This is a genomic window from Rugosibacter aromaticivorans, from assembly GCF_000934545.1.
Lineage (GTDB): Bacteria > Pseudomonadota > Gammaproteobacteria > Burkholderiales > Rhodocyclaceae > Rugosibacter > Rugosibacter aromaticivorans.
Genome location: NZ_CP010554.1, coordinates 2,462,423 through 2,489,355, shown reverse-complemented (window position 1 = coordinate 2,489,355; position 26,933 = coordinate 2,462,423). Strand labels below are relative to the sequence as shown.

Below are 26,933 nucleotides of genomic sequence, written 5' to 3'. Positions count from 1 at the left end.
TCCCTATGCGCTGAATCAACGGCGGTTCGGCGCAAAAGACAACGGTGTCTGTTTCATGCTCATTGATATTGGGCTGGAACGGATGCTGTTTTTTTTTGCCATTTTGATTAATGACATAACTTTGGAGATCGCAATGAAACATGAAGATAGCCTGCCACCTACTGCGCTTGCGGAATCATCTGCTGAGTTGTCTGTCGAGTCGTCTGTGGAATCATCTGCCGATGCTCAAAAACGGCGCAATTTTTTGCGTCAAGGGGCAACGCTCATGACAGGCGCTGCGCTGATGGGTATGGTGCCACCTGGCATCCGCTCTGCTGCCTGGGCAGCCGGTTCGGATGCGCCGGAGAAAAAAGAGGTGCGCATCGGCTTCATTCCGCTCACGGATTGTTCGTCGGTTGTCATGGCGGCGGTGAATAAGTTCGATGAGAAATATGGCATCAAGATTATTGCCAGCAAAGAAGCCTCGTGGGCTGCGGTGCGCGACAAACTGGTGAATGGTGAGCTGGATGCGGCGCACGTGCTGTATGGCCTGGTGTATGGCGTGCATCTGGGCATTGGCGGGCCGAAGAAGGACATGGCGGTGCTGATGAGTTTGAACAACAACGGCCAGGCCGTCACCTTGTCGAACCAGTTGAAAGACAAAGGGGCGATCAATGGCCCGTCACTGGCCAAATTGATCGCCAAGAAGGAACGTGAATACACCTTTGCGCAGACTTTCCCCACGGGCACGCATGCCATGTGGCTTTATTACTGGCTGGCGGCGCAGGGCATTGATCCGTTCAAGGATGTGAAGAACATCGTGGTGCCGCCACCGCAAATGGTGGCCAATATGCGCGTTGGCAACATGGACGGCTTTTGCGTTGGCGAGCCGTGGAACAACCGTGCCATTATCGACAAAATCGGCTTTACCGCGGCCACTACGCAAGACATCTGGACTGATCACCCTGAGAAGGTGCTCGGTACCACAGCCGATTGGGTTGCTAAAAATCCGAACACAGCGCGCGCCATGACGGCGGCGGTGCTCGATGCGGGCCGCTGGATTGATGCGTCGTTAGCGAATCGCCGCTTCACGGCCGAAACCGTGGCGCAAAAGGCCTACATCAACACCGATATGGATGTGATTCTCGAACGCATGCTGGGCCGTTATTCCAATGGACTGGGTAAAACGTGGGATGACAAAAATCACATGAAGTTCTTTAACGACGGCGCGGTGAACTTCCCCTACCTCTCAGATGGCATGTGGTTCCTGACCCAGCACAGACGTTGGGGTTTGCTGAAGAGCGATCCGGACTATCTCGCGGTGGCCAAACAGATCAATCGCATTGACGTATACAAGCAAGCGGCAGCGGCTGCCAAGGTTGCGTTGCCGAAGAGCGATATGCGGTCGAGCAAATTGATCGACGGTGTGCTGTGGGATGGGAAAGACCCGAAGAAATATGCCGCGTCTTTCAAAATTCACGCCTGAGTTTGTGCAAGAAGGGAGCACATCATGAGCGCAGTCATTGTTTTTAAAAACGTGGGGTCGATGATGGCGGCAGAAGGGGATGCGGCGGCGGAAATAGTGGTTGAAGCGGCGGCCTCGTCCACACAGGCCGCCGTGTCACCAGCGCCGTCCAGAGACGGACTCAAGACTTTTACAGAAATCGCGCCATCCAGTGCTGGAGTCAAGGTCTCGGTGCGGGCCAGCGCGCAAGAAGTTTCTCCTGCCTTGGGGCCGGGAAGCGGAGAACGGTTAGTTCACGGTGCGCGTGAGTTTGCGAAAACGGTAATTCCGCCGCTGCTGGGTATTGGTTTGCTGATCGGCCTCTGGGCACTGATAGCCGTCAAGAACAGTTCAATTCCTGGCCCGATGCAAACGTGGAATGCGGCGACGAAGTTGTTTGCTGACCCGTTCTATCGCAATGGCCCGAATGATCAGGGCATCGGCTGGAATGTGCTTTCCTCGCTACAGCGCGTGGGTGTCGGCTTTGGTTTTGCCGCGCTGGTAGGGATTCCGATGGGCTTTTTGCTGGGACGCTTCAGCTTCGTGAATCGCATGTTCGATCCGGTCATCAGTCTGCTGCGCCCGGTGTCGCCCTTGGCCTGGCTGCCGATTGGTTTGCTGGTATTCAAGCGCGCTGATCCTGCCGCAACGTGGACCATTTTCATCTGTTCTATCTGGCCGATGATTCTCAACACCGCACAGGGCGTGCAGCGCGTGCCGCAGGATTATCTGAACGTGGCGCGGGTGCTGGGTTTGTCCGAAGACAAGGTGATCACCAGGATTCTCTTCCCCGCTGTGCTGCCCTACCTGTTGACCGGCATTCGCTTATCCATCGGCACCGCCTGGTTGGTGATCGTCGCGGCGGAAATGCTGACCGGAGGCGTGGGCATCGGTTTCTGGGTGTGGGATGAATGGAACAGCCTCAAGGTTGAACACATCATCATCGCCATCTTTGTCATCGGCATTGTGGGATTTACGCTGGAGCAGATGCTGCTGTTGCTGGCCAAGCGATTTACTTACGAATCACGTTGAGGAGGCGCGATATGAACCCCATGATGAATACCGCCATGAAGCCCATCGTCAAAATCGAAAGTGTCGGCCAGGAATTTCCTGCGCGAGCCGGCCGCTTTGTTGCCCTGCGTGACATCAATCTGGCGATCAGTCCGGGTGAAGTCGTGTCGCTGATCGGGCATTCGGGCTGTGGTAAATCGACGCTGCTTAACCTCATTGCTGGCTTGACGTTGCCAACACATGGCGTGCTGCTGTGCGATAACCGCGAAATCGCCGGGCCGGGGCCGGAGCGTGCCGTGGTGTTCCAGAATCATTCCTTGTTGCCCTGGATGACGTGCTCTGAAAATGTGATGCTGGCTGTTGAACGTGTTTTCGGGCGTAAGGAGCGCAAAGCGAAACTCGTCGAACGAGTCGTTGCCGCGCTCGAAATGGTGCATATGGCACACGCGCTGGATAAATATCCGCATGAAATTTCCGGCGGCATGAAGCAGCGTGTCGGCATTGCCCGCGCGTTTGCCATGGAGCCGCGCATCCTGTTGATGGATGAGCCCTTTGGCGCACTCGATGCGCTCACCCGCGCCAGTTTGCAGGATGAGCTCAATGGCGTGCTGGCCAAGACCGGCGCCACGGTGGTGATGGTGACGCACGATGTGGATGAAGCGGTGCTGTTGTCGGACCGCATCGTGATGATGACCAATGGGCCGGCGGCGACGATAGGTGAGATTGTCACGGTTGATCTGCCACGCCCGCGTGACAGAGTAGCGCTGGCAAATGACACCCGATTCGCCGCTTACCGCGCGGCGGTGTTCGAGTTCCTCTATCGCAAGCAACTGAAAAAAGTGGCCTAGGCCACAAACGCCCGCAAACGATTTTTGTTTTTTTACTTTTATTTATCAAGCATTTTTCTGGAGATACTGCTATGTCACGTCGCTCATCACTGATTTCAACCCAACTGGCGCACGCCGTTTCGCTCTCACTGTCGCTATCCCTGCTGGCGTTGCCTGCCTTTGCGGGAGACAGTTTTGCTGACGCCATCACAGGCGGCAAGCCCTCGCTAGACGCCCGCTACCGCTATGAAAGCGTGAGCCAGGAGAATGCGCTCAAAGCCGCCAATGCCTCGACTTTGCGCCTGCGGTTTGGTTACGAGACCGGCGAATTCAAAGGGTTTGGCGTGATGCTGGAAGGCGAACATTTGAGCGTGCTGGGTACGGACAATTACAACAGCACGACCAATCGCAAGACCGCTTATTCCATTATTGCTGATCCGGAATTCACCGAGGTCAATCAGGCTTACCTGAGTTACTCCGGGTTGCCCAATACCAAACTGAAATATGGTCGGCAGCGCATTGTGCTGGATAACCAGCGCTTCATCGGCAACGTCGGCTGGCGGCAAAATGAACAAACTTTCGACGGGTTGACCGTGGTCAATCAATCCTTGCCCGCAACGACAATCACCGCAGGCTACATCTATAACGCTAATCGAGTGTTCAGCGACCAAAGCAAACCCCCCGTTGCCACATTTGCCAACGTGGGCAATGCCCACATGAAGTCGCCGATTCTCAACGTTAGCTACAAAGGCTGGCGTGTCGGCGAAATTGTTGGCTATGGTTATCTGCTCGACTATGCCGATTTCGCCACGAGCTCGACACAGACCTGGGGCCTGCGTTTGAAGGGTGACACCGCTATCGCTGAAGGCATGAAGCTGCTCTATACCGCCGAGTACGCATCACAGTCGGACTACAAAAAAAATCCGGCGAATTACAGTGTCGACTATGCCTTCCTTGAGGCGGGGCTGGCCAAAGGCGTGAATATTGTGAAACTGGGTTATGAACTCCTTGAAGGCAATGGCACGAAGAGCTTCCAGACCCCGCTGGCTACTTTGCATGCCTTCAACGGCTGGGCAGATATCTTCTTGACGACGCCGGTGAATGGGCTAAAAGATGCTTACCTCGGTGCGGGATCGGCGCTTTATGGCATCAAGCTCGATGCGATCTATCACGACTATCGCGCCGACAAAGGCAATGCGCGTTACGGCACGGAATGGAATCTTCAGGTCACCAAACCCATCGCCAAGAACTATCTGATTGGCATTAAGTACGCTAGCTACAACGCGAAAACTTTCTCGGTCGATACCGATAAGGTGTGGCTCTGGGGCGAAGCGAAGTTTTGATCTAATAGGTGGTGTTCGGCACGGCGCGCCTCATTCCGGTGCGCCTGCCGTGCGTGTGCGCTATTGCGGTGCAACAAAGCGTACTCCCGCCGTATCACCAGCGCCGACTTTTTCTCTAGATCCTTGTGCAGCCAATGATTATCAAGTTTGGTGCATATCTGGCATGCGACCTGCTATGTAAGTTTTCAGAGTGCATCAAAGATTAGATGGTGGCTGTTCGTCACCAGTAAGAACCAAAAGAACCAAACAAGGAGAACTTATGGACAAGAAATCTTTTCTGCAATCCGGGCATGCCCCGACCCTGCTTGCCGCCTTCCTTTATTTTGATCTGGCCTTCATGGTCTGGGTCATCCTCGGCCCGTTGGGTGTGCAGATCGCGCAGGATTTACAGCTCACTCACGCCCAGCGCGGTTTGATGGTGGCAACGCCTGTGCTGGCAGGTGCGATATTGCGGTTGTTCATGGGCCTGCTGGTTGATCATTTAAAGCCGAAGCTGACTGGGGCGATTGGGCAGGTGGTCGTTATGGCCGCACTGTTTTACGCCTGGCAAGCGGGCATTCACAGCTATGAGCAAACGCTGGTGTTTGGCCTGTTCCTCGGTGTGGCGGGTGCTTCGTTTGCTGTGGCCCTGCCGCTGGCTTCGCGCTGGTATCCGGCGGAGCATCAAGGCAAGGCCTTGGGTATTGCGGGTGCGGGCAATTCTGGCACAGCGCTGGCTGCGTTGCTTGCACCGAGCCTGGCCACCGCCTATGGCTGGAGCAATGTGTTTGGCATTGTGCTAGTGCCTTTGGCTATCGTATTCGTGGTGTATCTAGTGCTCGCCAAGGATGCGCCGGAGTGCCCACCGCCCAAGCGCCTGGTTGAATACTTGGCAGTGCTCAAGGATAAAGATGCCTGGTGGTTCATGTTTTTCTATGCGGTGACGTTTGGTGGTTTTGTTGGCCTCGCGTCGTCGCTGACTATTTATTTCAATACGCAATACGGGCTGGATGCAAAAACCGCGGGCTTTTTCACTGCCGCCTGTGTTTTCGCCGGCTCATTAGTGCGGCCTATTGGTGGTGGCGTGGCAGATCGTATTGGCGGCATCCGGAGCCTGACCGTCATGTATGCGCTCGCGGCGATTTTTCTCGGCATCGTCAGCATCGGCCTGTCGCAGGCATGGATGGCATTGAGCGTTTTTGTTCTCGCCATGCTGGCGCTGGGCATGGGTAATGGTGCGGTGTTTCAGCTGGTGCCGCAGCGCTTTCGCAAAGAGATTGGCGTCATGACCGGGCTGGTCGGCATGGCGGGCGGTGTGGGTGGTTTCTGGCTGGCATCCTCCCTCGGCTATTCGCGGCAGATTACGGGTAGTTATCAGGCCGGTTTTCTGATTTTTGCAGTGCTTGCTATTACAGCGTTGGCGGGCCTCACCTCGGTTAAAACGCGGTGGCGCACGACGTGGGGTGCTGCCACGATGACGGCTGCCCGCATTTGATCGGGCGGTAAGGCGGATGAGACAATTGCAGATCGATGTCGCCCACTCGACGCTCGTCGGGCTGCGTAGTCGCAATGAAGACTATGTAGGCGCGGCAACGCCTGAGGGCGATGAGCTCGATGCCAAAGGCATGCTACTGGCAGTGGCCGATGGCGTCGGCGGTCACGCCCAGGGGCGCGAGGCAGCTGAGTATGCCGTGCGTAATTTGCTCAACGATTATTTTGCCACGCCGGATACCTGGAGCGTGGCAAAGTCATTCGATACGGTGCTGACCGCTGCCAATCGCTGGCTACTCGCTACGGCGCGCAAAAATCGTGAATACGCAGGCATGGCGACTACCTTGACGGCCCTGGTGTTGCGCGGCAGCCGCTATTACGTGGGCCATGTGGGTGATTCGCGCGCTTATCTGTGGCGTGATGGCGTACTGACACAACTTACCGAAGACCATACCTGGCCGCATCCCGAACTGAGCAATGTGTTGCGCCGCGCACTGGGGCTGGATGAGCATTTGGTGATCGATCACGCGGCTGGCGAATTAACAGCGGGCGACCGATTTGTCCTGCTGACGGATGGTGTCTGGGGCACGTTAAGGGACGCGGGTATCAACGAATTGCTGGTGCGCCATGCCACAGCCGAAGCGGCGGCAAACGCCCTGGCGCTGGAAGCGGTACGGCGCGGCGCAAACGATAACTGCACGGCGTTGGTCGCCCATGTGATCAAGGTACCGCAATCGAATTTGCGCGATCGGCTCGACGGCGCGCAAAAACTGCCTTTGCCGCCGCAGTTAAAAGTCGGCGATCAAATTGATGGCCTGCGTGTGCTCGATGTGCTGCATGAGTCGCGCATGACGCTGCTCTACAAAGTCGCGCAGGGCAGCGAAACACGGGTACTCAAAACGCTGCGGCCCGAGGCGGGTGATGCGGAATCAATCGCTGCGCTGGTGTATGAAGAATGGCTGGCGCGGCGTGCTGTTGCGCCTTGTTTCCCACAGGTTGTCAGCCATCCGGCGCGTTCCTGTCTGTACTACTTGATGACCTGGCATGAGGGTGAATCGCTCAAGGCGCGCTTGTCGCGCGGGCATCGTTTCGATGTGGACGAGGTGGCCGCCATTGGCTTGCGCTTGCTCAAGGCCGTTGGTTTGCTGCATCGGCTGGGGATCGTTCATCGCGACATCAAGCCCGACAATATTCAGCTTGGCGTGCAGGGGCAGATCACGGTGCTCGATCTGGGGGTGGCCGCCAGCGACGGTGATCGCTTGAGTGAAATCAACAACCCCGGAACGCCCTCGTACATGGCGCCTGAGCTATTCACGGACGGCACGGCGAATGAAGGGAGCGATCTTTATTCCTGTGGTGTCACACTGTATGAACTGCTGACACGCAAGTATCCCTACGGCGAGATCGAGCCCTTTCAGACTCCGCGTTTTGCGCAACCCACACCGCCGACTCGCTATCGCCGAGATATTCCCGAGTGGCTGGAAACCATTTTGCTCAAGGCGTGCGCGCGGGAACCGGCGGATCGTTTTGAAACCGCCGAGGAATTTGTTTTGGCGCTTGAACGCGGGGCTTACCGGCCGCTGACTTCAGCACGGCGCATTCCCCTGGCGGCACGGAATCCATCGCTGACGTTGAAAATCATTCTGGGTATTTCGCTGATGCTCAATCTGGTGCTGGCTTTTTGGTTGTCGCGGCAATGAGGTATGCCAGTGAATTGAACCAATTAGGGGTGTTTGAAAAATCATGCACCATGGCGGTGCGGCAGAGATAGGCTTGCGACACAAAGGATCAGTGAGCCTCCCTTTTGAATCAAGACGTTGGTGTGCCAGAGTGGCTTGACAAGGTCGGGCATAGGTCTTGCTCACTAAGATGGTTATAAACCTGGTAGGAGATAGAAAATGCAAAAGCAAAAATTAGTGGTCGTTGGCAATGGCATGGCGGGCATTCGCACCGTTGAAGAGCTGTTAAAACTGGCCCCCGATCTTTACGACATCACGGTGTTCGGTGCTGAGCCGCACCCCAATTACAACCGCATCCTTCTGTCGCCGGTGCTGGCGGGCGAGATGACGCTGGCCGATATCGTGTTGAACGACCTTGACTGGTACAAGGACAACGGCATCACCCTGCATACGGGTAAGAAGGTCGTGAAGGTGGATCGTGTCGGGCGCAAAGTGATCGCCGAAGATAGCGCCGGCGCGACGATGGACGCAGGCTACGACCGCCTGTTGCTGGCGACGGGTTCTGTTCCGTTCATATTGCCGGTGCCCGGTAACGATTTGCCCGGTGTGATTGCCTATCGCGATATTGCCGATACTGAAATGATGATTGCCACCGCGGTAACGCATAAACACGCCGTAGTGATAGGCGCGGGTTTACTGGGATTGGAAGCCGCGAATGGCCTCAAGTTGCGCGGCATGGATGTCACGGTTGTGCATATCGGCGACTGGATCATGGAACGCCAGCTCGATAAGACGAGTGCCGATATGCTCCAAGCGTCGCTGGAGAGCAAAGGCCTTAAATTTTTGCTGAGCAAACAAACTGAAATGCTGTTAGCCAATGCGTCGGGCCGTGTCGGGGCTATTCGGTTTAAAGATGGCTCTGAAATTCCTGCCGACCTAGTGGTGATGGCAGCGGGCATTCGTCCCAACACGGCGCTGGCTGAGGCCACTGGTTTGCATTGCGGGGTTGGCAAACTGAGTGGCATGGTTGTTTCTGACACGATGCAAACGTTTGACCCGCGTATTTACGCTGTGGGCGAATGCGCAGCACATCGCGGCATAGCGTATGGGCTCGTTGCGCCGTTATTCGAACAAGCCAAGGTGTGCGCCAATCATCTGGCGCAAATGGGCATTAGCCGCTATCAGGGTTCGGTAACCTCAACCAAACTCAAAGTGACCGGCGTGGATGTCTTCTCGGCGGGCAATTTCACAGGCGGCGATGGCACAGAGGATATTGTGCTGTACGACAAAAGCGGCGGTATTTACAAACGCCTGGTGATCGAAAATGATCGTCTGGTGGGTGCCGTACTTTATGGCGACACGGGCGATGGTGGCTGGTATTTTCAGCTACTCAAGGAAGGTCGCGATGTCGGCTCGATCCGTGATCATCTGATGTTTGGCGATGCCTTCACCAACAATCACGTGGGCGACACTGGTCATGCCGGGCAATCGAAGGCGGCAGCGATGTCGGATGAGGCCGAAGTCTGCGGCTGCAATGGCGTGTGCAAAGGCACGATCGTCAAAGCGATTCGCGAGAAGGGTTTATTCACGCTCGACGATGTACGGAAGCATACCAAGGCATCTTCTTCATGTGGTTCCTGCACCGGCTTGGTTGAACAGATATTGGCATCAACCATCGGTGGTGCCTATCAGGCCGCCGACCGTACCACGAAGCCGATGTGCGGCTGTACGGCACTCACGCACGGCGAAGTGCGTGCAGAAATTCGTACGCAAAAGTTGCTCTCGCTGGATGATGTATTCACAACCCTGGCCTGGCATACGCCTGACGGTTGCGCGACTTGCCGTCCGGCGCTCAACTATTACCTGATTTCCACCTGGCCGCACGAGGCGAAGGATGATCCGCAATCGCGCTTTATTAATGAGCGAGCGCATGCCAACATCCAGAAGGATGGCACGTACAGCGTGGTGCCGCGCATGTGGGGCGGGCTGACTACGCCGGATGAGTTGCGCCGCATTGCCAATGTGGCGGAGAAATATCACATCCCGACGGTTAAGGTGACGGGTGGGCAGCGCATTGATTTGCTCGGCGTTAAAAAAGAAGACTTGCCCGCAGTGTGGAAAGACCTGGACATGCCGTCGGGTCATGCTTATGGCAAGAGCATACGCACGGTGAAAACCTGCGTTGGCACCGAGCATTGCCGCTTTGGCACGCAGCAGTCGATGAGCATGGGCGTCGCGCTGGAAAAAATGTTGTTCGGCATGTGGTCGCCGCATAAAGTGAAACTGGCTGTGTCGGGCTGCCCGCGTAATTGCTCTGAAGCGGGCATCAAGGATGTTGGCGTGATCGGCGTCGATTCCGGTTGGGAGCTTTACGTCGCCGGTAATGGCGGTATCAAGACCGAGGTTGCCGAGTTTTTGTGCAAGGTGACGACGCGCGAAGAGGTGCTGGAATATTCTGCCGCCTTCCTTCAGCTTTATCGCGAAGAGGGCTGGTATCTGGAGCGCACGGTGCACTATGTGCAACGCGTGGGTCTCGATTATGTGAAGCAGCGTGTGGTGGCAGACGCTGATAATCGCAAAGCCTTGCATCAACGCCTGCTGTATGCGTTGCAGGGTGCCGTTGATCCGTGGCGTGAGCGCTTGCCGGGTGAAGCCTTACCTCAGTTGGCAGCGGAATTTACGCCTTTGCCTGTTCCCGTTGAAACCGTTTGAATTGCACAGCACGCAGGAGAAAGTTTTGAGTACATGGCATAAGGTGTGTCGTCTGGAAGAAATCCCACTGCGCGGTAGCCGAGTGGTGCCGCACGAAGAAGTGAGTATTGCTTTATTCCGTACAGCGGACGATACTGTTTTTGCGCTGCGCGACGCCTGTCCGCACAAGGCTGGCCCGCTATCGCAAGGCATCGTGCATGGGTATCGCGTCACCTGTCCGCTGCACGGCTGGAATCTTGAATTATCCAGCGGTGAGGCCTGCGCGCCTGATGAGGGCAGCACCACGACTTATCCGGTGCGCGTTGAAAATGGCGTGGTGCTGCTAGCGCTTTGAGGCACACTTTGTGATGGGTGCTGTGGAACCAGCTTTGGGAATGCAGGTGAGCGAGACGCGCTCCGTTTGCTGCTATTGCGGCACCGGCTGCGGTGTGATTATTGAAACAGTCGGTGCGAAGGTTGGCTCAAAGGTCGGCTCTGGTGAGACGGCGAAAATCATCAATGTGCGTGGCGACCCTGACCATCCGGCCAACTTTGGCCGCCTGTGCAGCAAGGGTGCCAGCCTGCATCTCACCACGCAGCGCACTGGGCGCGCACTGGTGCCCGAACTGCGCACCTCGCGTGCCGAATCACGTGTACCGGTTTCTTGGGATACGGCGCTGGATACCGCCGCCGAACGGTTTGCCGCGATCATCAAAGCGCATGGGCCGGATGCCATTGCTTTCTATATTTCCGGTCAGTTGCTGACCGAGGACTACTACGTCTTCAACAAGCTGGCACGGGGGTTGGTGGGCACTAACAACATCGATTCCAACTCGCGTCTGTGCATGTCGTCTGCCGTGGCGGGTTACAAGGCCACGCTGGGGTCGGACGCAGTGCCCTGTAGCTATGACGACATTGCCTTGAGCGACCTGTTTTTGCTCGCGGGCAGCAACACCGCCTGGGCGCACCCGATTGTGTTCCGGCGCATCGAGGATGCGAAGGTGAAGAACCCGGAACTCAAAATCATCGTTGTCGATCCGCGCCATACTGATACAGCAGCGATGGCTGATTTACATCTGGCCATCACGCCGGGCAGCGATGTGATTCTCTACAGCACCATGCTGCATGTGATGTTGTGGGAAGGGCTGGTGGACGAAGCCTTTATCGCCGCGCACACCACGGGTTTTTCCACGCTGCGCGACAAAGTTCGTGAGCTCACGCCCGCTGCCGCTGCTGCCACGTGCGGTGTGGCGGCGGACGATATCGTCAAGGCTGCGCGCTGGTTCGGCCAGGCCAAAGCGCCGCTGTCGATGTGGTGTCAGGGGCTCAACCAATCAACCCACGGCACGAGCAATAATGCGGCGTTGATTCATCTACATTTGGCGACGGGGAAAATTGGCCAACCCGGCATGGGACCGTTTTCGCTCACCGGCCAGCCCAATGCGATGGGCGGGCGCGAAGTGGGTGCGATGGCCAATCTGCTGCCGGGACATCGCGATTTGTCGAATGCCGCTGACCGTGAAGAATTGGCCGCGCTGTGGGGTGTGCCCAGCATTCCGGACCAGCCAGGAAAAACGGCAGTCGAGTTGTTCGATGCCTTGCATGAGGGAAAAATCAAGGCGGTGTGGATTGCCTGTACCAACCCGGCGCAGTCCATGCCAGATCAAACGAAAGTGCGCGAGGCGTTAGTTAAAGCGGAGTTTGTCGTCGTACAAGATGCCTATGCCGATATTGAAACGGCCACCTTTGCCGACCTGTTGCTGCCCGCCGCGAGTTGGGGTGAAAAAGAGGGAACGGTCACTAATTCCGAACGCCGCATCTCACGCGTGCGCGCGGCGGTCTCACCGCCCGGCGAAGCGCGGCCGGACTGGGAAATCGCTGCCGAGTTTGCTCGTCGCTTGGGTGGAAAACTCGGCGAAAAACTCGGCACCCCAAAGGTACTTCCTACGGGGCGCGCTGATGATACGGCGAACCGTTTATTTAAATTTAACGATGCAGCCGAAATATTTGCCGAACATGTCGGCCTGACTGTTGGCCGCGATCTCGATATGAGTGGCATGAGTCACGCCATCCTCGAAAAAAACGGCCCGCAGCAATGGCCTTTTCCGCAAGGGGCACAGGGCGGCCAAGCGCGGCTTTATGCCGATCATCGTTTCGCCACAGCCGATGGCCGCGCCCTATTTGCGCCGCTGACTTTTACGCTAACGGCAGAAGCGACCGACGCCCGTTATCCATTGCGTTTAACCACCGGCCGCCTGCGTGACCAATGGCACGGCATGAGCCGCACGGGCCGTGCTGCACGGCTAGCCGCGCATGAACCGACGCCGCGTTTGCTGCTCAATATGCTCGACATCGAGCGACGCGGCTTCAAGCCCGGTGAGCTGGCGCGCATTAAAAGTCGCCGTGGCGAAATCATTCTGCCGGTCAGCCCGAGTGATGAACTCAAACCCGGCCAGGCGTTCATCGCCATGCACTGGGGTGCGCGCTCGTTGTCTCATGCGGGCGTCAATCAGCTGATGCTGTCGGCTTTCGATCCAATATCGAAGCAGCCCGAACTCAAAGCCGCCGCCATTCGTATTGAGCCCGTCGAACTGCCCTATCGGCTAATCGCGCTGCGCGCGGCCGATGATGCACAAGTAGCGGATGAGCAAGTGTTGCGCTGGCGCGATTTGTTGGCCAAATTACTCCCCTCATTCGACTATGCCGCAGTCACGCTTGCCGGGCGCGAGCATCCCTTCGTGATGCTGTCGGTGGCAAATGCCATGCCATTGTCAAAAGAGATGCTGGATAAGCTCGTAGCCGTACTTGAGCTGGAAGAGTGCACCGCGTACAGCGACCCACACCGTGCCATTGTCAAACGCGCAAAAGCGGATGCAACGAGTGATCGTTTGCTGGGCGTATTGTTAGCAGGTGAGACGTCCGCTGCTGATTGGTTGCGTGATTTGATGGCCAGTGGCCAGTCAATAGGCGAGCTGCGTCGCTGGCTATTTGCGGCGACGGCCAAGCCTCCCTTGGCGATGGCATCTGCTGGGCGTACCGTGTGTAACTGCTTTGGTGTGACCGAGACGCAAATCAATAACCTGTATCGACAAGGTGCCGATCTTGATGCCCTGCAGGCACAACTAAAATGCGGTACCTCGTGTGGTTCTTGCCTGCCGGAGCTGCGGCGGATGGGCACGCCGCTGGCAAAGGCTAGTTAAATCAACTAAGCCAACTAAGCCAACTAAGCCAGTTAAATTAGGCGCTGGCAAAACTATTGGCAGCAGTAGCAGATGCAGTGACAGAGCTCCGCACCACCGTTTCGGCTGCTTTACCCATTGAAATACGCCGCACTGGCCCCATATCGTGCCTGCCGGGGTGCCGTGATTTTGCGATAATTTTGCGGCACTCTCCATAAACGGCTACTGAAAAACACCGTAAGCCATTATTTTTTTAGGAAATATCGATGACAACAACGACACAATCCAGTCTGTCCAATACGACGGCGCGTGAAACGCTCGGCTTTCAGACCGAGGTCAAGCAGCTTTTGCAATTGATGATCCACTCGCTGTATTCCAACCGCGAAATTTTTCTGCGCGAGCTGATTTCCAATGCGTCGGATGCCTGCGACAAACTGCGTTTTGAGGCGCTCAATAATGCCGCGCTGCTAGAGAATGAAGGTGAATTCAGCATTCGTGTGAACTTTGACAAAACAGCGCGCACGCTGACTGTGAGTGACAACGGCATCGGCATGAGCCGCGAAGAAGCCATTGCCAATTTGGGCACCATTGCCAAATCCGGCACGCGTGAATTTTTCTCGCAGCTTTCCGGCGATCAAAAGAAAGATGCCGGGTTAATTGGCCAGTTTGGTGTGGGTTTTTATTCGTCCTTTATCGTCGCCGATCGAGTCACCGTAGTCACGCGTCGCGCCGGCGTGGCAGCAGATCAGGGTGTCCGCTGGGAATCCGAAGGGACGGGCGAGTTCACCATCGAGGCGATCGAAAAACCCGTTCGCGGTACGGAAATCACCCTGCATTTGCGTGACGACCAAGACGATTTATTGTCCGGCTGGAAATTGCGCAGCATCATTCGCAAGTATTCCGATCACATTCTGCAACCGATTGTGATGAAGAAGGAAGAATGGCGCGAAGGCAAAGACGGCGAGAGCGGTGGCCAAGTGGTGACCGATGAGGATGAGACAGTCAATCAGGCGTCTGCTTTGTGGGCAAAATCTAAAAACGATATTACTGAAGAGCAGTACAAAGCGTTTTACAAGCACGTCGGCCATGATTATGAAGACCCGCTGGCGTGGGTGCATGCCCGCGTAGAGGGCAAGAGCGAATACACGCAGTTGCTGTATCTTCCTGCGCGTGCGCCGTTTGATTTATATGATCGCAATGTGCGGCACGGCATCAAGCTGTATGTGCGTCGCGTGTTCATCATGGATGATGCGGAACAATTGTTGCCGACGTATCTACGCTTTGTGCGCGGCATTGTCGATTCGGCCGATCTGCCATTGAATGTCTCGCGTGAGATTTTGCAGGAATCGAAAGACATCGAGGCCATTCGCAAGGGCTGCACGGCCAAGGTGTTGGGGCTGTTGACGGATATGGCAGCGAACGATAAGGAAAAGTACGCGACGTTCTGGACTGCGTTTGGCCGCGTATTGAAAGAAGGTGTTGGCGAAGATTTTGCCAATAAAGAAAAAATTGCCGGCCTGTTGCGCTTTGCATCGACCCACAGCGACACCAGCGAGCAGACAGTATCGCTGGCCGATTACATCTCACGCATGAAGCCCGAGCAGGAAAAGATTTACTTTGTCACGGCGGATACCTTTAATGCGGCGAAGAACAGCCCGCACCTTGAGGTGTTCCGCAAAAAGGGCATCGAAGTGTTGCTGCTCTCCGAACGTGTGGATGAGTGGGTTGTCTCGCACGTGACCGAGTTCGATGGTAAATCCTTGGCGTCCGTCGCCAAGGGCGATTTGGACCTGGGCAAGCTGGAAGACGAGGCTGAAAAGCAGGCACAGGAATCCGCTGCCGGTGAGTTCAAGGCACTGACCGAAAAAATCGCTGCGTCATTGGCTGAGCGCGTGAAAGAAGTGCGCGTGACGTATCGCCTGACCGAATCCCCCGCGTGTTTGGTGAGCGCGGAAAATGATATGTCGGGCAATCTGGCACGCTTGCTCAAGGCGGCTGGGCAAAGTGCCCCGACGGCCAAGCCGACGCTGGAGATCAACCCGCAGCATCCGGTGGTGCAGCGCCTGAAAGCCGAGGCAGACCGCGAGGGCAGCATGTTCAATGACTGGGCCGAGGTGTTGTTTGATCAGGCACTGTTGGCTGAAGGCGGCCAGCTGGATGATCCGGCGACATTCGTTAAGCGCATGAACCAATTGATGCTGGAGATGCGTGCTGGCTAAAGGTTTTGGTTGATGGTTGATAAAAAGGCGCGGCGCTTGGCACCGCGCCTATTTCGGTAAACCCTGCGCAGGTTATAGTCAGACTAAAGTCGTCGCTGCTAGCGATGGCGTGCAGCGCCAGAATGCGGCTTTGTTTTTCTGGTTGTTTTTCCGGATTTTTTTCCGGTTCTGTTGCCGAGGTTCTTCTTCATATGCTTGCGCGGCTTTTTCGCTTTCTGTTCGGTTGCGCCTGGGTTAAGGCAAGCGGTGAGTGCGGCGTCTTTTTTCCCCGCGCATTTTTCTTTTGATTGCTCAATGGCGGCACATTCTTCGGGATTGTCTGTCTGGCTGCAATCAACCGGTGGCAGGTTTTCTTGCAGGCATGCCTGTTTTTCTGCCCCGCGCTTTTCTGCACAGGTGATCAGCGCCGCCTGACGGGCTGCACAGTGAGCCGGGTCGCGTGCTTGCGCACATTCGTCAGCGACTGGTTGGGTAGTGGGCTGAACTTCGGGCGGAACTATGGGTTGGGCGATGGCTGGCAATGATAAAAAAATCCCTGTCATCAAAAGACGCCATGTGAACATTCGTGATCTCCTTGACGTTGCAATCAATGCAAACAGAATAATGCTGTCTTGCCGAGTGATTTTTCTTGTACGTTCTTTGACCGCGTTTTCGATTATAGTTTGACGTATTGCCAGCGCCGGCTTTTCACTATGAATCACGTCCCATCGCGAGAAATGAAGGAACACAGCTTAAAGCTGCCAGAAGTGATCGATGCACTGGTTGCAGACGGTTTGGTGGACGCGGATCAGGCCGCTGCTTTTAAAAATGAGCGGCGTCATTTCACCACTGAGATACATCCGCTGGTCATACTGGCTGAACAGCGTTGGAAATCATTACAGCCGCCGCATCGCGTGCTGGATATGGATTTGCTGACGCAGTGGCTGGCGGCGTGGTCCGGGCTGGATTATTTGCATATTGATCCACTAAAAATCGACTTTTCGGCAGTGACCAGCGTGATGAGCAACGCCTATGCCTCACGCTTTCGCATCCTGCCGATCCAGGTGAAAGTAGACGAGGTGGTGATTGCTACGGCTGAGCCATTCCAGCGTAACTGGGAGGCGGAGATTCGGCCGATTCTGAATAAGCAGATTCGCCGCGTGATCGCTAATCCACAGGATATTGCACGCTATCAGGTGGAGTTTTATAACCTGGCCAAATCTGTCAAGGGTGCGCAGGCGAAGGGGGATGTCACCGGCGGTGCTTCAAACTTCGAGCAGCTGGTTGAGCTCGGCAAGAACAACAAACAGTTTGATGCGAACGATCAGCATATCGTCACCATCGTTGATTGGCTCTGGCAATATGCGTTTGAACAGCGCGCGTCGGATATTCATGTGGAGCCGCGTCGCGATCTGGGCATCGTGCGCTTTCGCATTGATGGTGTGCTCCATCAGGTCTACCAGATTCCGATGACGGTACTCAACGCCATGACCAGCCGCATCAAGATTCTTGGCCGCATGGACGTCGTGGAAAAGCGTCGCCCGCAAGATGGCCGCATCAAAACGCGCACACCAGATGGTCAGGAGGTCGAGCTGCGTCTGGCCACTTTACCGACTGCCTTTGGCGAGAAATTAGTCATGCGGATTTTTGACCCGGATGTGCTGGTGCGTGATTTTTCCGAGCTGGGTTTTGGTGACGGCGAACAGGCAACGTGGCGCAGTATGACGGCCCATCCTAACGGCATTATTCTGGTCACCGGGCCAACGGGCAGCGGTAAAACGGTCACGCTGTATTCCACCTTGAAAGCGCTGGCTACGCCCGAAGTGAATGTGTGTACGCTGGAGGACCCGATCGAGATGATCGAACCCACGTTTAATCAGGTGCAGGTTGTACCGGATATCGGCATGGGTTTCGCTGAGGGCATTCGCGCCCTGATGCGGCAAGACCCGGACATCATCATGGTGGGCGAAATCCGTGATTTGCAAACGGCGGATATGGCGATTCAGGCCGCCTTAACCGGGCATTTGGTGCTCTCTACCTTGCACACCAATGATGCGCCTTCGGCCATCACGCGGCTGATTGATCTGGGTGTGCCACCCTATTTGCTGGCGGCAACAGTCGTCGGCGTGATGGCGCAGCGGCTGGTGCGCACCTTGTGTCCGCAGTGCAAGCAGCCCAGCGGCATGCGCGCCGAAGACGAAGCGGCATGGAATGCACTGGTGACGCCATGGAAATCAAAGCAGCCTGCGCAGCTGTATCGGCCTGTCGGGTGCCTTGATTGCCGCATGACGGGTTACAAGGGGCGAGTCGGCATTTACGAAATCATGCCGTTGTCGGCCGAACTGAAACGGCTGATCGCAACCAGGGCGGATCTTGATACCCTGCGTCAGCAGGCAATGCGTGAAGGCGTGAAATCCTTGCGTATCGCTGGTGCCAGAAAAGTGGCGGCAGGGGTGACGACTATCGAGGAAATCATGAAAGTCGCCCCGCCTGCGAATGCGCTGGGCTGATTCAGGTAAGCGCAGTTTTTTCAGCTACTTGTTCAATTCACGCATGCCGCGCTCCAGCCCTTCCAGCGTGAGCGGAAACATGCGATTGCGAAAAATCGTGCGGATCAAATCAATCGACTGCCGATAATCCCATAAGCGCTCAGGTTCGGGATTCAGCCATACGGCATGCGGCCAGGTTTCTTGCAGGCGAGAGAGCCAGACCGCACCGGCTTCCTGGTTGTTGTATTCCACCGATCCACCGGGTTGCACCACTTCATACGGGCTCATGGTCGCGTCACCCACGACAACCACTTTGTAGTCGGCGCCGTATTTATGCATGAGGTCGCGTAACGAAAAGCGCTCACTTTGACGGCGATGATTGTCGCGCCAGACAAAGTCGTAGATGCAGTTGTGAAAGTAAAAATATTCCAGGTGTTTAAATTCACTCTTGGCCGCTGAGAAAAGCTCTTCGCAGACTTTAATGTGATCGTCCATCGAACCGCCGACATCGAGGAATAGCAAGACCTTGACCTTGTTGTGGCGTTCCGGCCGCATCTTGATATCCAGCCAACCGGCATTACGCGCGGTGCCGATAATGGTATTGTCCAGATCCAGTTCTTCCGCCGCCCCTTCGCGGGCGAAGCGGCGTAAACGGCGCAGCGCGATTTTGATGTTGCGTGTGCCCAGCTCAACGGTGTCGTCAAGATTACGAAATTCACGGCTTTCCCATACTTTGATGGCCGTGCGGTTTCCCGCTGATTTTCCCCCGATGCGTATGCCTTCCGGGTGTTGGCCATTGTTGCCGTAAGGGCTGGTGCCACCTGTGCCTATCCATTTATTGCCGCCTTCGTGTCGCCCCTTTTGTTCTTCCAGGCGCTTCTTGAACTCTTCCATCAGCTTGTCCCAGCCCAGCTTTTCGAGCTTGGCTTTGTCCTCCGGCGAGAGGTGCTTCATGCTCAAGGCCTTGAGCCATTCTTCGGGAATCTCCGCACCATTAACGCCACCCCAGCCCGGAATGTTTTCAACACCTTTGAAATATTCGCTAAAGGCGCGATCAAATTTATCGTACTGAGTTTCGTCCTTAACCAGGCAAGTGCGAGAGAGAATATAAAAATCGTCAATCGAATGGTTCGCCAGGCCCCTTTGCAGGGCTTCCAGCAAGGTGAGAAACTCCCGCGTCGACACGGGAAGTTTACGCAGTTTGAGATGCTGAAAAAAATCGATCAACATGGTGGGCAGGTGCTAGCGATTCTGTTGCGCCATTCTGACCAGACGTTCAAACAGATGCACGTCCTGTTCGTTTTTCAAGAGCGCGCCGGCCAGCGGTGGCACAACAACCTTTTGGTCTTTCGAGTGCAGCGCCTCGGGGGGGATGTCTTCTGCGAGCAGGAGTTTCAACCAGTCGATGAGCTCGGATGTAGACGGTTTTTTCTTCAGCCCCGGCACATCGCGCAGTTGAAAAAAGACTTCCAGCGCTTCCTTGAGCAAGGCATTCTTGATCTCGGGAAAATGCACATCAACAATTTTCTGCATGGTTCCCTTGTCGGGAAACTTGATGTAGTGAAAGAAGCAACGCCGCAAAAAGGCATCGGGCAGTTCTTTTTCATTATTTGAGGTAATGATGACTATCGGCCGCTGGACAGCGCGCACCGTCTGCCGGGTTTCATAGACATGAAACTCCATACGGTCGAGCTCACGCAGCAAGTCGTTGGGGAACTCGATATCCGCTTTGTCGATCTCGTCGATCAGAATGACGCCGGGTGTTGTACGTTCAAACGCCTGCCACAACACGCCCTTGACGATGTAGTTGGCAATGTCCTTGACCTTTTCATCCCCCAGTTGCGAATCGCGCAGGCGCGAGACCGCATCGTATTCATACAGGCCCTGCTGTGCCTTGGTGGTGGATTTGATATGCCATTGCAACAGCGGCAGATTCAGCGCGCGGGCCACTTCTTCGGCCAGCAGCGTTTTGCCGGTGCCGGGCTCGCCCTTGATCAGCAGCGGGCGCTGCAGGGTGATGGCGGCATTCACCGCCAGCATCAGGTCGGGCGTGGCAACGTAGGTGTCGGTTCCTTCAAAGCGCATAGTGGTTCTCGTGAGTTAGGATGGATGATGGGGATTATCCCAGACCAAGACCGACTCAGGCATCTTCTTTACTACCGATATCGGCACATCGGCGCCGTCCCACCAGCGCCGACTTTTAGCCTGCCGCGAGACGTAGGGAGTCGAGATAGTTGGCGTTATCTAGCGGTTAGGTATCGTGTTTTGCGCGCGTTAGTCAAGGTGGCGAGTGAAAAAGGCGATCATGCGCTCCCATGCCTGGCTGGCCGCATTGGCGTTGTAGACATCGCCGCGCCGTTCGTTGAAAAATCCGTGAGCGGCTTCGTAGCGGTGAATTTCGGCGGATACGCCGGTTTTTTGCAAGGTGGCCTCCAGTGCATCGACCATGCTGGGCACGCACCAGTCATCCTGGGTGGCAAAGTGTCCTTGAAAAGGGATGCGGATGTTGGCTGGATCGGCAAATTCCTGCGGTGGAATACCATAGAAACAGACGGCGGCCGAGAGTGCGGGCACATGCACGGCGGCGGCGATGGTGAGTGCGCCACCCATGCAAAAACCCATGACACCGACTTGGCTGCTGATCCGTTGCAGGTGCGTCACGGCACCATGAATATCCTGGTGCGTGGCGCCGGGAAAGTCGAGGCCATTCATCATGTGGCTGGCCTCGTTAGCGTCTTGCGTGATGCGGCCGTGATAAAGATCAGGCGCCAACGCGTTAAACCCGGCGCGCGCAAAGCGGTCGGCGACGCCGCAAATCTGGTCATTCAATCCCCACCATTCCTGAATCACCACGACGCCAGGGCGATCCTGCCCGGCCGTTGCCAGATAGCCTCGGCAGTTGGTGTTGTCTGGTCGCTTGAAGTCCAGCAGATGTCCCATGGTTCGCTCCTTCGGTTAGTGGTTGAAAAGCATTTTCGCAAACTTACCTGAAATCGGTCATCGTTGCTGATAGGCGTGCGTCTTTCCCTTGTGGGGTCATTTTGCGCCGTCTCACCATCCGCTGCGGCGAGGAGAGTGCACTTCGCTCGACCGCCCTGCTGCGCAGGGGCTTCATCAGAGCATTTTTTCTCGACCGCCTTGTAGCGCAGTTGCTTCATCAGCACCAGCGCGGTGCTTGCTCTGCACTACCTCCGGGTCGCCTTCGGGAACTTTTCAGCCCGCAGCGCGGCGCAGGCAATCTAGGTAGGCGTTGCTATCCAGCGGCTGGGCATCGCGCTGGGCGCGCCAGAGCGTCTCGCCCAGACAATCAAGCACCACATGCAGCGCCTCGTGGCGGTCGCCGTGGCACGCCAGCAATTGGTTAAAGAGTGCGGTAATGCCGGTTGGCTGATTGATGGCAAGCTGTTCTTCAATTGCCAGATGCAATGACAAATGCAAAAAGGGATTGGTCTCGCCATGTTCCGGCGTCCATTCGTTCGTCAGCGCGTCGTCGGCTTCGAGCAGTGCGTGATATTCCGGGTGCAAGTCGATCAGATCCGCAGCGAGGGTTTCCAGTGGCGTGGCAGGCGTCGCCTGGCGGCGCTTGTGCCAGGCGTTGATGATGAATTGGCGGGCTTGATCGCGGCTGGGGTTAAACATGGGTTTTTTCCTGAGTTTTTTCTGGAGTTTTGTCTTTGTATGCGCACAGGTCGCGCACGATGCAGTTTGGGCAATCTGGCGTGCGCGCCTTGCAGGTGTAACGGCCATGCAAAATCAGCCAGTGGTGCGCATGCAGACGAAACTCTTTGGGAACCGCTTTCAGCAGTTTTTGCTCCACAGCCTCGGGGGTTTTGCCGGGAGCCAGGCCGGTGCGATTGCCGACGCGAAAGATATGTGTGTCCACCGCGATGGTCGGCTCGTTGAACACGATGTTGAGCACGACATTCGCTGTCTTGCGCCCGACGCCGGGCAGCGCTTCTAACGCAGCGCGATCGTGAGGCACTTCGCCGCCGTGACGCGCAAGCAAAAGTTGCGTGAGCGCGGCAATATTTTTAGCTTTGGTCGGGTAAAGGCCGATGGTTTGAATATAACGAGCAATGCCTTCTACGCCCAACGCAGCTATGGCTTGCGGGGTGGGATAATCTTTGAACAATAGCCGTGTAGCGCGATTGACGCCCTTGTCGGTGGCTTGCGCCGAGAGCACAACGGCGACCAGCAACTGGTAGGGCGTGGCGTATTCCAGCTCGGTTTGGGGGGATGGATCGCGCGCTGCCAGACGCGTGAAAAACTCGCGAACTTTGGCCGACGTCATGCCGCAACGGGGGGTGTATTTTCAACGGGTTTGCCAGCCTGTTGGCGCTGATTCAACAGCCGCTGATTGGCACGTGCCTCGATCCAGTTGCGGCCTGCGATCAACAGGCCGAGCGTAAAGAAGGCGCCCGGCGGCAGCATCATGATCAGAAAACCGGGGTAGTCCGCAGGCAGCACTTGGATGCCGGAGAGTGAAGGGAAAATCATGTCGATGCCGGAGAACAAGGTGCCCTGGCCAATCAGCTCGCGCAAGCCGCCGATCAACGCGATGACCCACAAAAAGCCTGCGCCCATCATTACGCCATCCAGCGTGGATACACCCAGCCCGTTTTTAGCGGCAAAGGCTTCGACACGTGCCAGCACGATGCAATTGGTGACAATCAGCGGGATAAAAATGCCGAGCACCAGATACAGGTCGTGCAAAAAGGCATTGAAGGAAAGATCAACTATGGTCACTAGCGCGGCAATGATGAGCACAAACACCGGGATGCGAATTTCATACGGTATCAGGGCACGCAGGCTGGCAATCGCGAGACTGGCCAGCATCATGACCAAAATAGTTGCCAGCCCCAAACTCACGGCATTCACCAGCGAGGTGCTAATGGCCAGCAGGGGGCACAGGCCGAGCAATTGCACCAGCAGGGGGTTTTGTTTCCAGACGCCGTTCCTGGCGATGTCGTTAAAGGTGCTCATGGCTTACTCCTTATAAAGTCTGTTCGCGGGCAAGGCAAACAGTTTTTCGCGATGATCATTCACCCAGGCCAGGGCACGGCCGCTGGCGTTGGTGACGGCACGTGCCGAAATGGTGGCACCGGCCATCTGGTCAAAGTGACCACCATCTTTTTTCACATGCCATTGTTCGAGCGGTACGCTGTCGAAACCGATACCAGAGAACTGCGTGATCCATGGCCGCACCTTGTTGCGATCTTTTTTTGGATCAATGTAATCGCCCAGACCTGGTGTTTCTTTATGTTGCGTCACGCGCATAGCGAGTAGCTGCCCTTCGGCAGACACCGCCAGCAACAGCCCGATCTTGCCGGAATAACCATCCGGCGCGGTGGCTTCAAAAATCAGCGCGGTTGGCTGCCCGTTTTTGCGCGCGCGAAACAGGCGGGTTTCTTCGCTTGTCCCCAAAGCACTGGTCGGTGGCAGGGTGATGGCATCGGTGAGCAGATCGTTATCGTAAAAAGTCTTGTCCAAAGACGGATTCAAAAGTCCGTCACTAGACGGCGCTAGCACCACGCCGATCAGGCGCAGTTTTTCGGCTTGTGCACTGGCCGCAACGCGCGGTGCCATGAGGTAATAGGCGCTGGCCATGAGCGTGGTGAAGACCAGCGTGAAGGCGAGCAGAATCGCTGCCGTGCGCAGGGCGATGTGCAGTGCGCTGCGCGGCGGACTGGCCTGCGGGATGGAATTTTCCATGGTGTCGTGCGGCATGGTCATGGCCTGTCATCACCGTTTTTCTTATGTCCGAAAACGCGCGGCTGGGTGGTCATGTCAATCAGCGGTACGGCAGTGTTCATCAGCAGCACGGCAAAAGCAATGCCATCCGGGTAAGCGCCAAAGCTGCGGATAACCCAGGTCAGCAGCGCCACGCCGGCCGCAAAAATGAGTTTGCCGCAAGGCGTGGTGGCAGCAGATACGGGGTCGGTGACAATGAAAAAAGCGGCCAGCATCGCCCCGCCGCCGAAGAGGTGAAACAACGGTCCGGCGAAGTCGGCCGGGTTGATGAAACTGGCCAGGCCCGAGAGCAGAAACAAGGTGGCGAGAAATGCCGCGGGCAAATGCCAGGTGATGATGCGTTGCTGCACCAGCCACAGGCCGCCAGCGAGATAGCCTGCGGCAATCCATTCCCAGCCACGACTGGCTAGATGGCCGATGGCGGGATTGTTCGCCAATGTGTTGGCTACAGTGGCGGGTGTGTCGACGATGGTGCCGGTGCTGTGCAAGGCGGTGCGCAGTGCATCAAGCGGCGTGGCCATGGTCAGCGCATCGAGCGCATGGTCTGCATGCAGACCGAAAATGAGGTTCCACTGCGTTGCAAAGTCGATGGCGTCGACGCCAGGCCAGCGCGACATGAATTGCGGATACGCGACGATCATCAGGGCAAAGGCGACCATGGCCGGATTGAACGGGTTTTGCCCGAGGCCGCCATAAAGATGCTTGGCCACAATGATGGCAATCAGGGTAGCAAGCACCACCAGCCACCACGGGGTGAGCGGGGGAAAGGACAATGCAATCAGCCAGGCGGTAACCAGCGCCGAGCCGTCGGTCAGAAAGAGCGCCAGTGGCTTGCCGCGCAGGTAAAGCACCAGCGCTTCGGCGGCGAGCGCGGTGAGCGAAGTCAGCACGATCTGTACCATAATCGCCGCGCCAAAAAACCAGACATAAGCGGCCAGACCAGGCAGCAAGGCGAGCAGCACGCGCAACATGACGGATTGCACGCTGGCCGCTTTGAGAAGGTAGGGCGAGTTATTCATGGGGCGCAGATGTTGATTGTCTGGCGGTTAATCGTCTGGTGGGAGATGCGGGTGAGCCTGCGCGCGGATTTCCGCGCGACGGGCGTCGATGACGGCAATTTCGGCCTGCTGTTCTGGCGTCAGACTCGTCGTGTTTTGGGGCTCTGTCTGCTGGGCACGAGCGCGTTCGAGTGCGGCGGCAATCAAGGCTGCATTTGGCGAAGGCGCCTTGGTGGACTCACCTGTGGATTCTGCGACAGGTGCTGCGGCCGGTGTTGTGGTATTTCCTGCGGCAAGTGCGGCACGGCTGGCGGCTGTCTTGGCAGCCAGTCGCGCAGTTTTTTCTTGTAGCTCGCGCGCTTCACGCAGTTGGCGGAACTCATAGTGATCGCGCGCTTTGTCGGCAGCATCTTTTTCGCTTTCGCGCGCCCAGATTTCGCTTTTTGCAAAACGATAATAATCCACCAGCGGAATGTGCGAGGGGCAGACATACGAACAGCAGCCGCATTCAATGCAATCGAAGAGGTGATATTCCTGCGCCTTGCCGAATATCTTGGCGCGGGAGTACCAATACAGCTCAAATGGCTGCAAATCAGCCGGGCAGGCGGTGGCGCATTCGCCGCAGCGGATGCAGGGCATTTCGGGCGGCGGCGGTGGAAAGAGTTTGGGTGAGCTGACCAGAATGCAGTTGGTGGCCTTGACCACGGGCACATCGTCACCCGGCAGGGTCACGCCCATCATCGGCCCGCCCATGATCAGACGGTCGGTGTCGGGCAAGGGCTGGCTTTGAGCGAGCAATGTTTTCATCGAGGTGCCAATCAGCACCTCATAATTGCGCGGCGTGGCGACATTGCCGGCGACTGTGACGATGCGTGAAATCAGTGGTTGCCCGAGATTGATCGCTTCGTGAACCGCATAGGCGGTGCCGACGTTGAAGCACTGCACACCATAATCGGTGGAGCGCCTGCCGTGCGGCACTTCGATGCCGGTCAGCACGCGAATGAGCTGTTTGGCGCCACCTGCCGGGTAACGCGTGGGCACGACAATGACTTCCATGTCATTTTGATTGCACGACCGGACAGCGACCTGCATGGCGGCAATCGCTTCCGGCTTGTCGTCCTCAATGCCGATCAGCACTTGCCCTGCGGCAAGCAGGTCGCGCAGGATAGCAACGCCCTGGATGATGGCATCGGCCCGTTCGCGCATCAGTAGGTCATCGCAGGTGATGAAGGGTTCGCATTCGGCGCCATTGATGATCAAAGTATCCAGTGTACCTTGCTGGCCGGCGCCTTGGCCTGAAAATAGTTTGAGATGTGTGGGGAACACCGCACCGCCCAGGCCGACGACGCCGGCATCGCGCAGGTAATCGCGGGTTTCTTCGGGTGTGTGGTGACGGTAGTCAAACGACTGACGTTCAATCCATTCATCGTGGCCATCGGCCTCGATTACCACGCACAGCGCAGAGAGCCCTGAAGGATGCGGCATGCGGCGCATCTCGACAGCCACGACACGTCCCGATGTTGAGGCATGGACGGCGGAAGACATGTCGCCGTCTGTGGCACCGATGCGCTGGCCTTTGAGTACGCGATCTCCTGCACTCACCAGCGGACGCGGTGTGCCGCCGATAGTTTGGTGCAATGGAATGACCAGAAAAGTCGGCGCTGGTAATACGCCACGAAGCTTTGAATCCGTCTCTGGAAAGCCCCCTTGGGGGACGGTGATAGGTAGTGCGGCGATAGGCAGCCGAGTGGACACCTCTTTATGATAATCAGGCTTGATGCCCCCATTGAAATCAAACAAACGGCGCAACATGA

General features: G+C 56.6%; 21 protein-coding genes. 11 read left to right on the top strand and 10 right to left on the bottom strand.

Annotated features, from left to right (window positions below; all coding sequences use genetic code 11):
- Positions 1-265 precede the first annotated feature (265 nt).
- The 10 genes from PG1C_RS12350 (at position 266) to htpG (ending at position 15,902) form a co-directional block, all read left to right on the top strand.
- Complete coding sequence (locus tag PG1C_RS12350) at positions 266-1,465, top strand: CmpA/NrtA family ABC transporter substrate-binding protein (protein ID WP_202637064.1); 1,200 nt, start codon at positions 266-268, stop codon at positions 1,463-1,465.
- Between the two features lie 24 nt (positions 1,466-1,489).
- Positions 1,490-2,515: a nitrate ABC transporter permease gene (gene ntrB, locus PG1C_RS12345; protein ID WP_237218184.1), complete on the top strand. Its 1,026-nt coding sequence runs from the start codon at positions 1,490-1,492 to the stop codon at positions 2,513-2,515.
- 20 nt (positions 2,516-2,535) lie between these two features.
- A complete protein-coding gene (locus PG1C_RS12340; protein ID WP_348539358.1) occupies positions 2,536-3,342 on the top strand; it encodes an ABC transporter ATP-binding protein in 807 nt (268 codons plus the stop codon).
- Between the two features lie 71 nt (positions 3,343-3,413).
- The gene (locus PG1C_RS12335; RefSeq protein WP_202635045.1) at positions 3,414-4,664 is read left to right on the top strand and encodes an alginate export family protein; all 1,251 of its coding nucleotides are present in this window, start codon (positions 3,414-3,416) and stop codon (positions 4,662-4,664) included.
- Positions 4,665-4,923: 259 nt separating this feature from the next.
- On the top strand, positions 4,924-6,138 hold the full coding sequence (locus PG1C_RS12330) for a nitrate/nitrite transporter (RefSeq protein ID WP_202635044.1): 1,215 nt from the start codon (positions 4,924-4,926) through the stop codon (positions 6,136-6,138).
- Between the two features lie 16 nt (positions 6,139-6,154).
- Complete coding sequence (locus tag PG1C_RS12325) at positions 6,155-7,834, top strand: bifunctional protein-serine/threonine kinase/phosphatase (RefSeq protein ID WP_202635043.1); 1,680 nt, start codon at positions 6,155-6,157, stop codon at positions 7,832-7,834.
- Between the two features lie 198 nt (positions 7,835-8,032).
- Positions 8,033-10,525 (top strand): nitrite reductase large subunit NirB, encoded by a 2,493-nt coding sequence (gene nirB, locus PG1C_RS12320; RefSeq protein WP_202635042.1) that lies wholly within the window; start codon positions 8,033-8,035, stop codon positions 10,523-10,525.
- A 25-nt stretch (positions 10,526-10,550) separates the two neighbouring features.
- On the top strand, positions 10,551-10,859 hold the full coding sequence (nirD, locus tag PG1C_RS12315; RefSeq protein ID WP_202635041.1) for a nitrite reductase small subunit NirD: 309 nt from the start codon (positions 10,551-10,553) through the stop codon (positions 10,857-10,859).
- Positions 10,860-10,899: 40 nt separating this feature from the next.
- Entirely contained in the window at positions 10,900-13,704 is a 2,805-nt protein-coding gene (locus tag PG1C_RS12310; protein ID WP_237218347.1) for a nitrate reductase, read from the top strand.
- Between the two features lie 245 nt (positions 13,705-13,949).
- Positions 13,950-15,902, top strand: coding sequence for a molecular chaperone HtpG (gene htpG, locus PG1C_RS12305; protein ID WP_202635039.1), 1,953 nt, complete (start codon positions 13,950-13,952; stop codon positions 15,900-15,902).
- A gap of 98 nt (positions 15,903-16,000) precedes the next feature.
- On the opposite strand, the gene PG1C_RS12300 is transcribed toward htpG, so the two are convergent.
- Positions 16,001-16,465: a hypothetical protein gene (locus tag PG1C_RS12300; RefSeq protein WP_202635038.1), complete on the bottom strand. Its 465-nt coding sequence runs from the start codon at positions 16,463-16,465 to the stop codon at positions 16,001-16,003.
- A gap of 129 nt (positions 16,466-16,594) precedes the next feature.
- Here PG1C_RS12300 and tfpB point away from each other — a divergent pair, with 129 nt between their 5' ends.
- A complete protein-coding gene (gene tfpB, locus PG1C_RS12295) occupies positions 16,595-18,391 on the top strand; it encodes a type IV pilus assembly ATPase TfpB (RefSeq protein ID WP_202635037.1) in 1,797 nt (598 codons plus the stop codon).
- Positions 18,392-18,415: 24 nt separating this feature from the next.
- On the opposite strand, the gene PG1C_RS12290 is transcribed toward tfpB, so the two are convergent.
- The 9 genes from PG1C_RS12290 to rsxC form a co-directional block, all read right to left on the bottom strand.
- Complete coding sequence (locus PG1C_RS12290) at positions 18,416-19,600, bottom strand: vWA domain-containing protein (RefSeq protein ID WP_202635036.1); 1,185 nt, start codon at positions 19,598-19,600, stop codon at positions 18,416-18,418.
- 12 nt (positions 19,601-19,612) lie between these two features.
- Positions 19,613-20,455: an AAA family ATPase gene (locus tag PG1C_RS12285; protein ID WP_202635035.1), complete on the bottom strand. Its 843-nt coding sequence runs from the start codon at positions 20,453-20,455 to the stop codon at positions 19,613-19,615.
- Between the two features lie 189 nt (positions 20,456-20,644).
- Complete coding sequence (locus PG1C_RS12280) at positions 20,645-21,310, bottom strand: dienelactone hydrolase family protein (protein WP_202635034.1); 666 nt, start codon at positions 21,308-21,310, stop codon at positions 20,645-20,647.
- 273 nt (positions 21,311-21,583) lie between these two features.
- Positions 21,584-22,009: a DUF1841 family protein gene (locus PG1C_RS12275; RefSeq protein WP_202635033.1), complete on the bottom strand. Its 426-nt coding sequence runs from the start codon at positions 22,007-22,009 to the stop codon at positions 21,584-21,586.
- The gene (gene nth, locus PG1C_RS12270) at positions 22,002-22,661 is read right to left on the bottom strand and encodes an endonuclease III (protein ID WP_202635032.1); all 660 of its coding nucleotides are present in this window, start codon (positions 22,659-22,661) and stop codon (positions 22,002-22,004) included. The genes PG1C_RS12275 and nth overlap by 8 nt, the downstream gene beginning before the upstream one ends.
- The gene (locus PG1C_RS12265) at positions 22,658-23,353 is read right to left on the bottom strand and encodes an electron transport complex subunit E (RefSeq protein ID WP_202635031.1); all 696 of its coding nucleotides are present in this window, start codon (positions 23,351-23,353) and stop codon (positions 22,658-22,660) included. The genes nth and PG1C_RS12265 overlap by 4 nt, the downstream gene beginning before the upstream one ends.
- A gap of 3 nt (positions 23,354-23,356) precedes the next feature.
- Entirely contained in the window at positions 23,357-24,103 is a 747-nt protein-coding gene (locus PG1C_RS12260; RefSeq protein ID WP_237218183.1) for an RnfABCDGE type electron transport complex subunit G, read from the bottom strand.
- Positions 24,100-25,140 (bottom strand): RnfABCDGE type electron transport complex subunit D, encoded by a 1,041-nt coding sequence (locus tag PG1C_RS12255; protein ID WP_202635030.1) that lies wholly within the window; start codon positions 25,138-25,140, stop codon positions 24,100-24,102. The genes PG1C_RS12260 and PG1C_RS12255 overlap by 4 nt, the downstream gene beginning before the upstream one ends.
- 27 nt (positions 25,141-25,167) lie before the next feature.
- On the bottom strand, positions 25,168-26,931 hold the full coding sequence (gene rsxC / locus PG1C_RS12250) for an electron transport complex subunit RsxC (RefSeq protein WP_202637060.1): 1,764 nt from the start codon (positions 26,929-26,931) through the stop codon (positions 25,168-25,170).
- Positions 26,932-26,933 lie beyond the last annotated feature (2 nt).

Coding starts and splice junctions, on each gene's coding strand:
- PG1C_RS12255 (WP_202635030.1), bottom strand. CDS start 25,140: ATGAATAACTCGCCCTACCTTCTCAAAGCGGCCAGCGTGCAATCCGTC.
- nirB (WP_202635042.1), top strand. CDS start 8,033: ATGCAAAAGCAAAAATTAGTGGTCGTTGGCAATGGCATGGCGGGCATT.
- tfpB (WP_202635037.1), top strand. CDS start 16,595: ATGAATCACGTCCCATCGCGAGAAATGAAGGAACACAGCTTAAAGCTG.
- PG1C_RS12290 (WP_202635036.1), bottom strand. CDS start 19,600: ATGTTGATCGATTTTTTTCAGCATCTCAAACTGCGTAAACTTCCCGTG.
- PG1C_RS12280 (WP_202635034.1), bottom strand. CDS start 21,310: ATGGGACATCTGCTGGACTTCAAGCGACCAGACAACACCAACTGCCGA.
- PG1C_RS12285 (WP_202635035.1), bottom strand. CDS start 20,455: ATGCGCTTTGAAGGAACCGACACCTACGTTGCCACGCCCGACCTGATG.
- PG1C_RS12340 (WP_348539358.1), top strand. CDS start 2,536: ATGATGAATACCGCCATGAAGCCCATCGTCAAAATCGAAAGTGTCGGC.
- ntrB (WP_237218184.1), top strand. CDS start 1,490: ATGAGCGCAGTCATTGTTTTTAAAAACGTGGGGTCGATGATGGCGGCA.
- PG1C_RS12350 (WP_202637064.1), top strand. CDS start 266: ATGACAGGCGCTGCGCTGATGGGTATGGTGCCACCTGGCATCCGCTCT.
- PG1C_RS12275 (WP_202635033.1), bottom strand. CDS start 22,009: ATGTTTAACCCCAGCCGCGATCAAGCCCGCCAATTCATCATCAACGCC.
- PG1C_RS12310 (WP_237218347.1), top strand. CDS start 10,900: ATGCAGGTGAGCGAGACGCGCTCCGTTTGCTGCTATTGCGGCACCGGC.
- PG1C_RS12260 (WP_237218183.1), bottom strand. CDS start 24,103: ATGACCATGCCGCACGACACCATGGAAAATTCCATCCCGCAGGCCAGT.
- PG1C_RS12325 (WP_202635043.1), top strand. CDS start 6,155: ATGAGACAATTGCAGATCGATGTCGCCCACTCGACGCTCGTCGGGCTG.
- PG1C_RS12335 (WP_202635045.1), top strand. CDS start 3,414: ATGTCACGTCGCTCATCACTGATTTCAACCCAACTGGCGCACGCCGTT.
- PG1C_RS12330 (WP_202635044.1), top strand. CDS start 4,924: ATGGACAAGAAATCTTTTCTGCAATCCGGGCATGCCCCGACCCTGCTT.
- nth (WP_202635032.1), bottom strand. CDS start 22,661: ATGACGTCGGCCAAAGTTCGCGAGTTTTTCACGCGTCTGGCAGCGCGC.
- PG1C_RS12265 (WP_202635031.1), bottom strand. CDS start 23,353: ATGAGCACCTTTAACGACATCGCCAGGAACGGCGTCTGGAAACAAAAC.
- PG1C_RS12300 (WP_202635038.1), bottom strand. CDS start 16,465: ATGTTCACATGGCGTCTTTTGATGACAGGGATTTTTTTATCATTGCCA.
- htpG (WP_202635039.1), top strand. CDS start 13,950: ATGACAACAACGACACAATCCAGTCTGTCCAATACGACGGCGCGTGAA.
- rsxC (WP_202637060.1), bottom strand. CDS start 26,931: ATGTTGCGCCGTTTGTTTGATTTCAATGGGGGCATCAAGCCTGATTAT.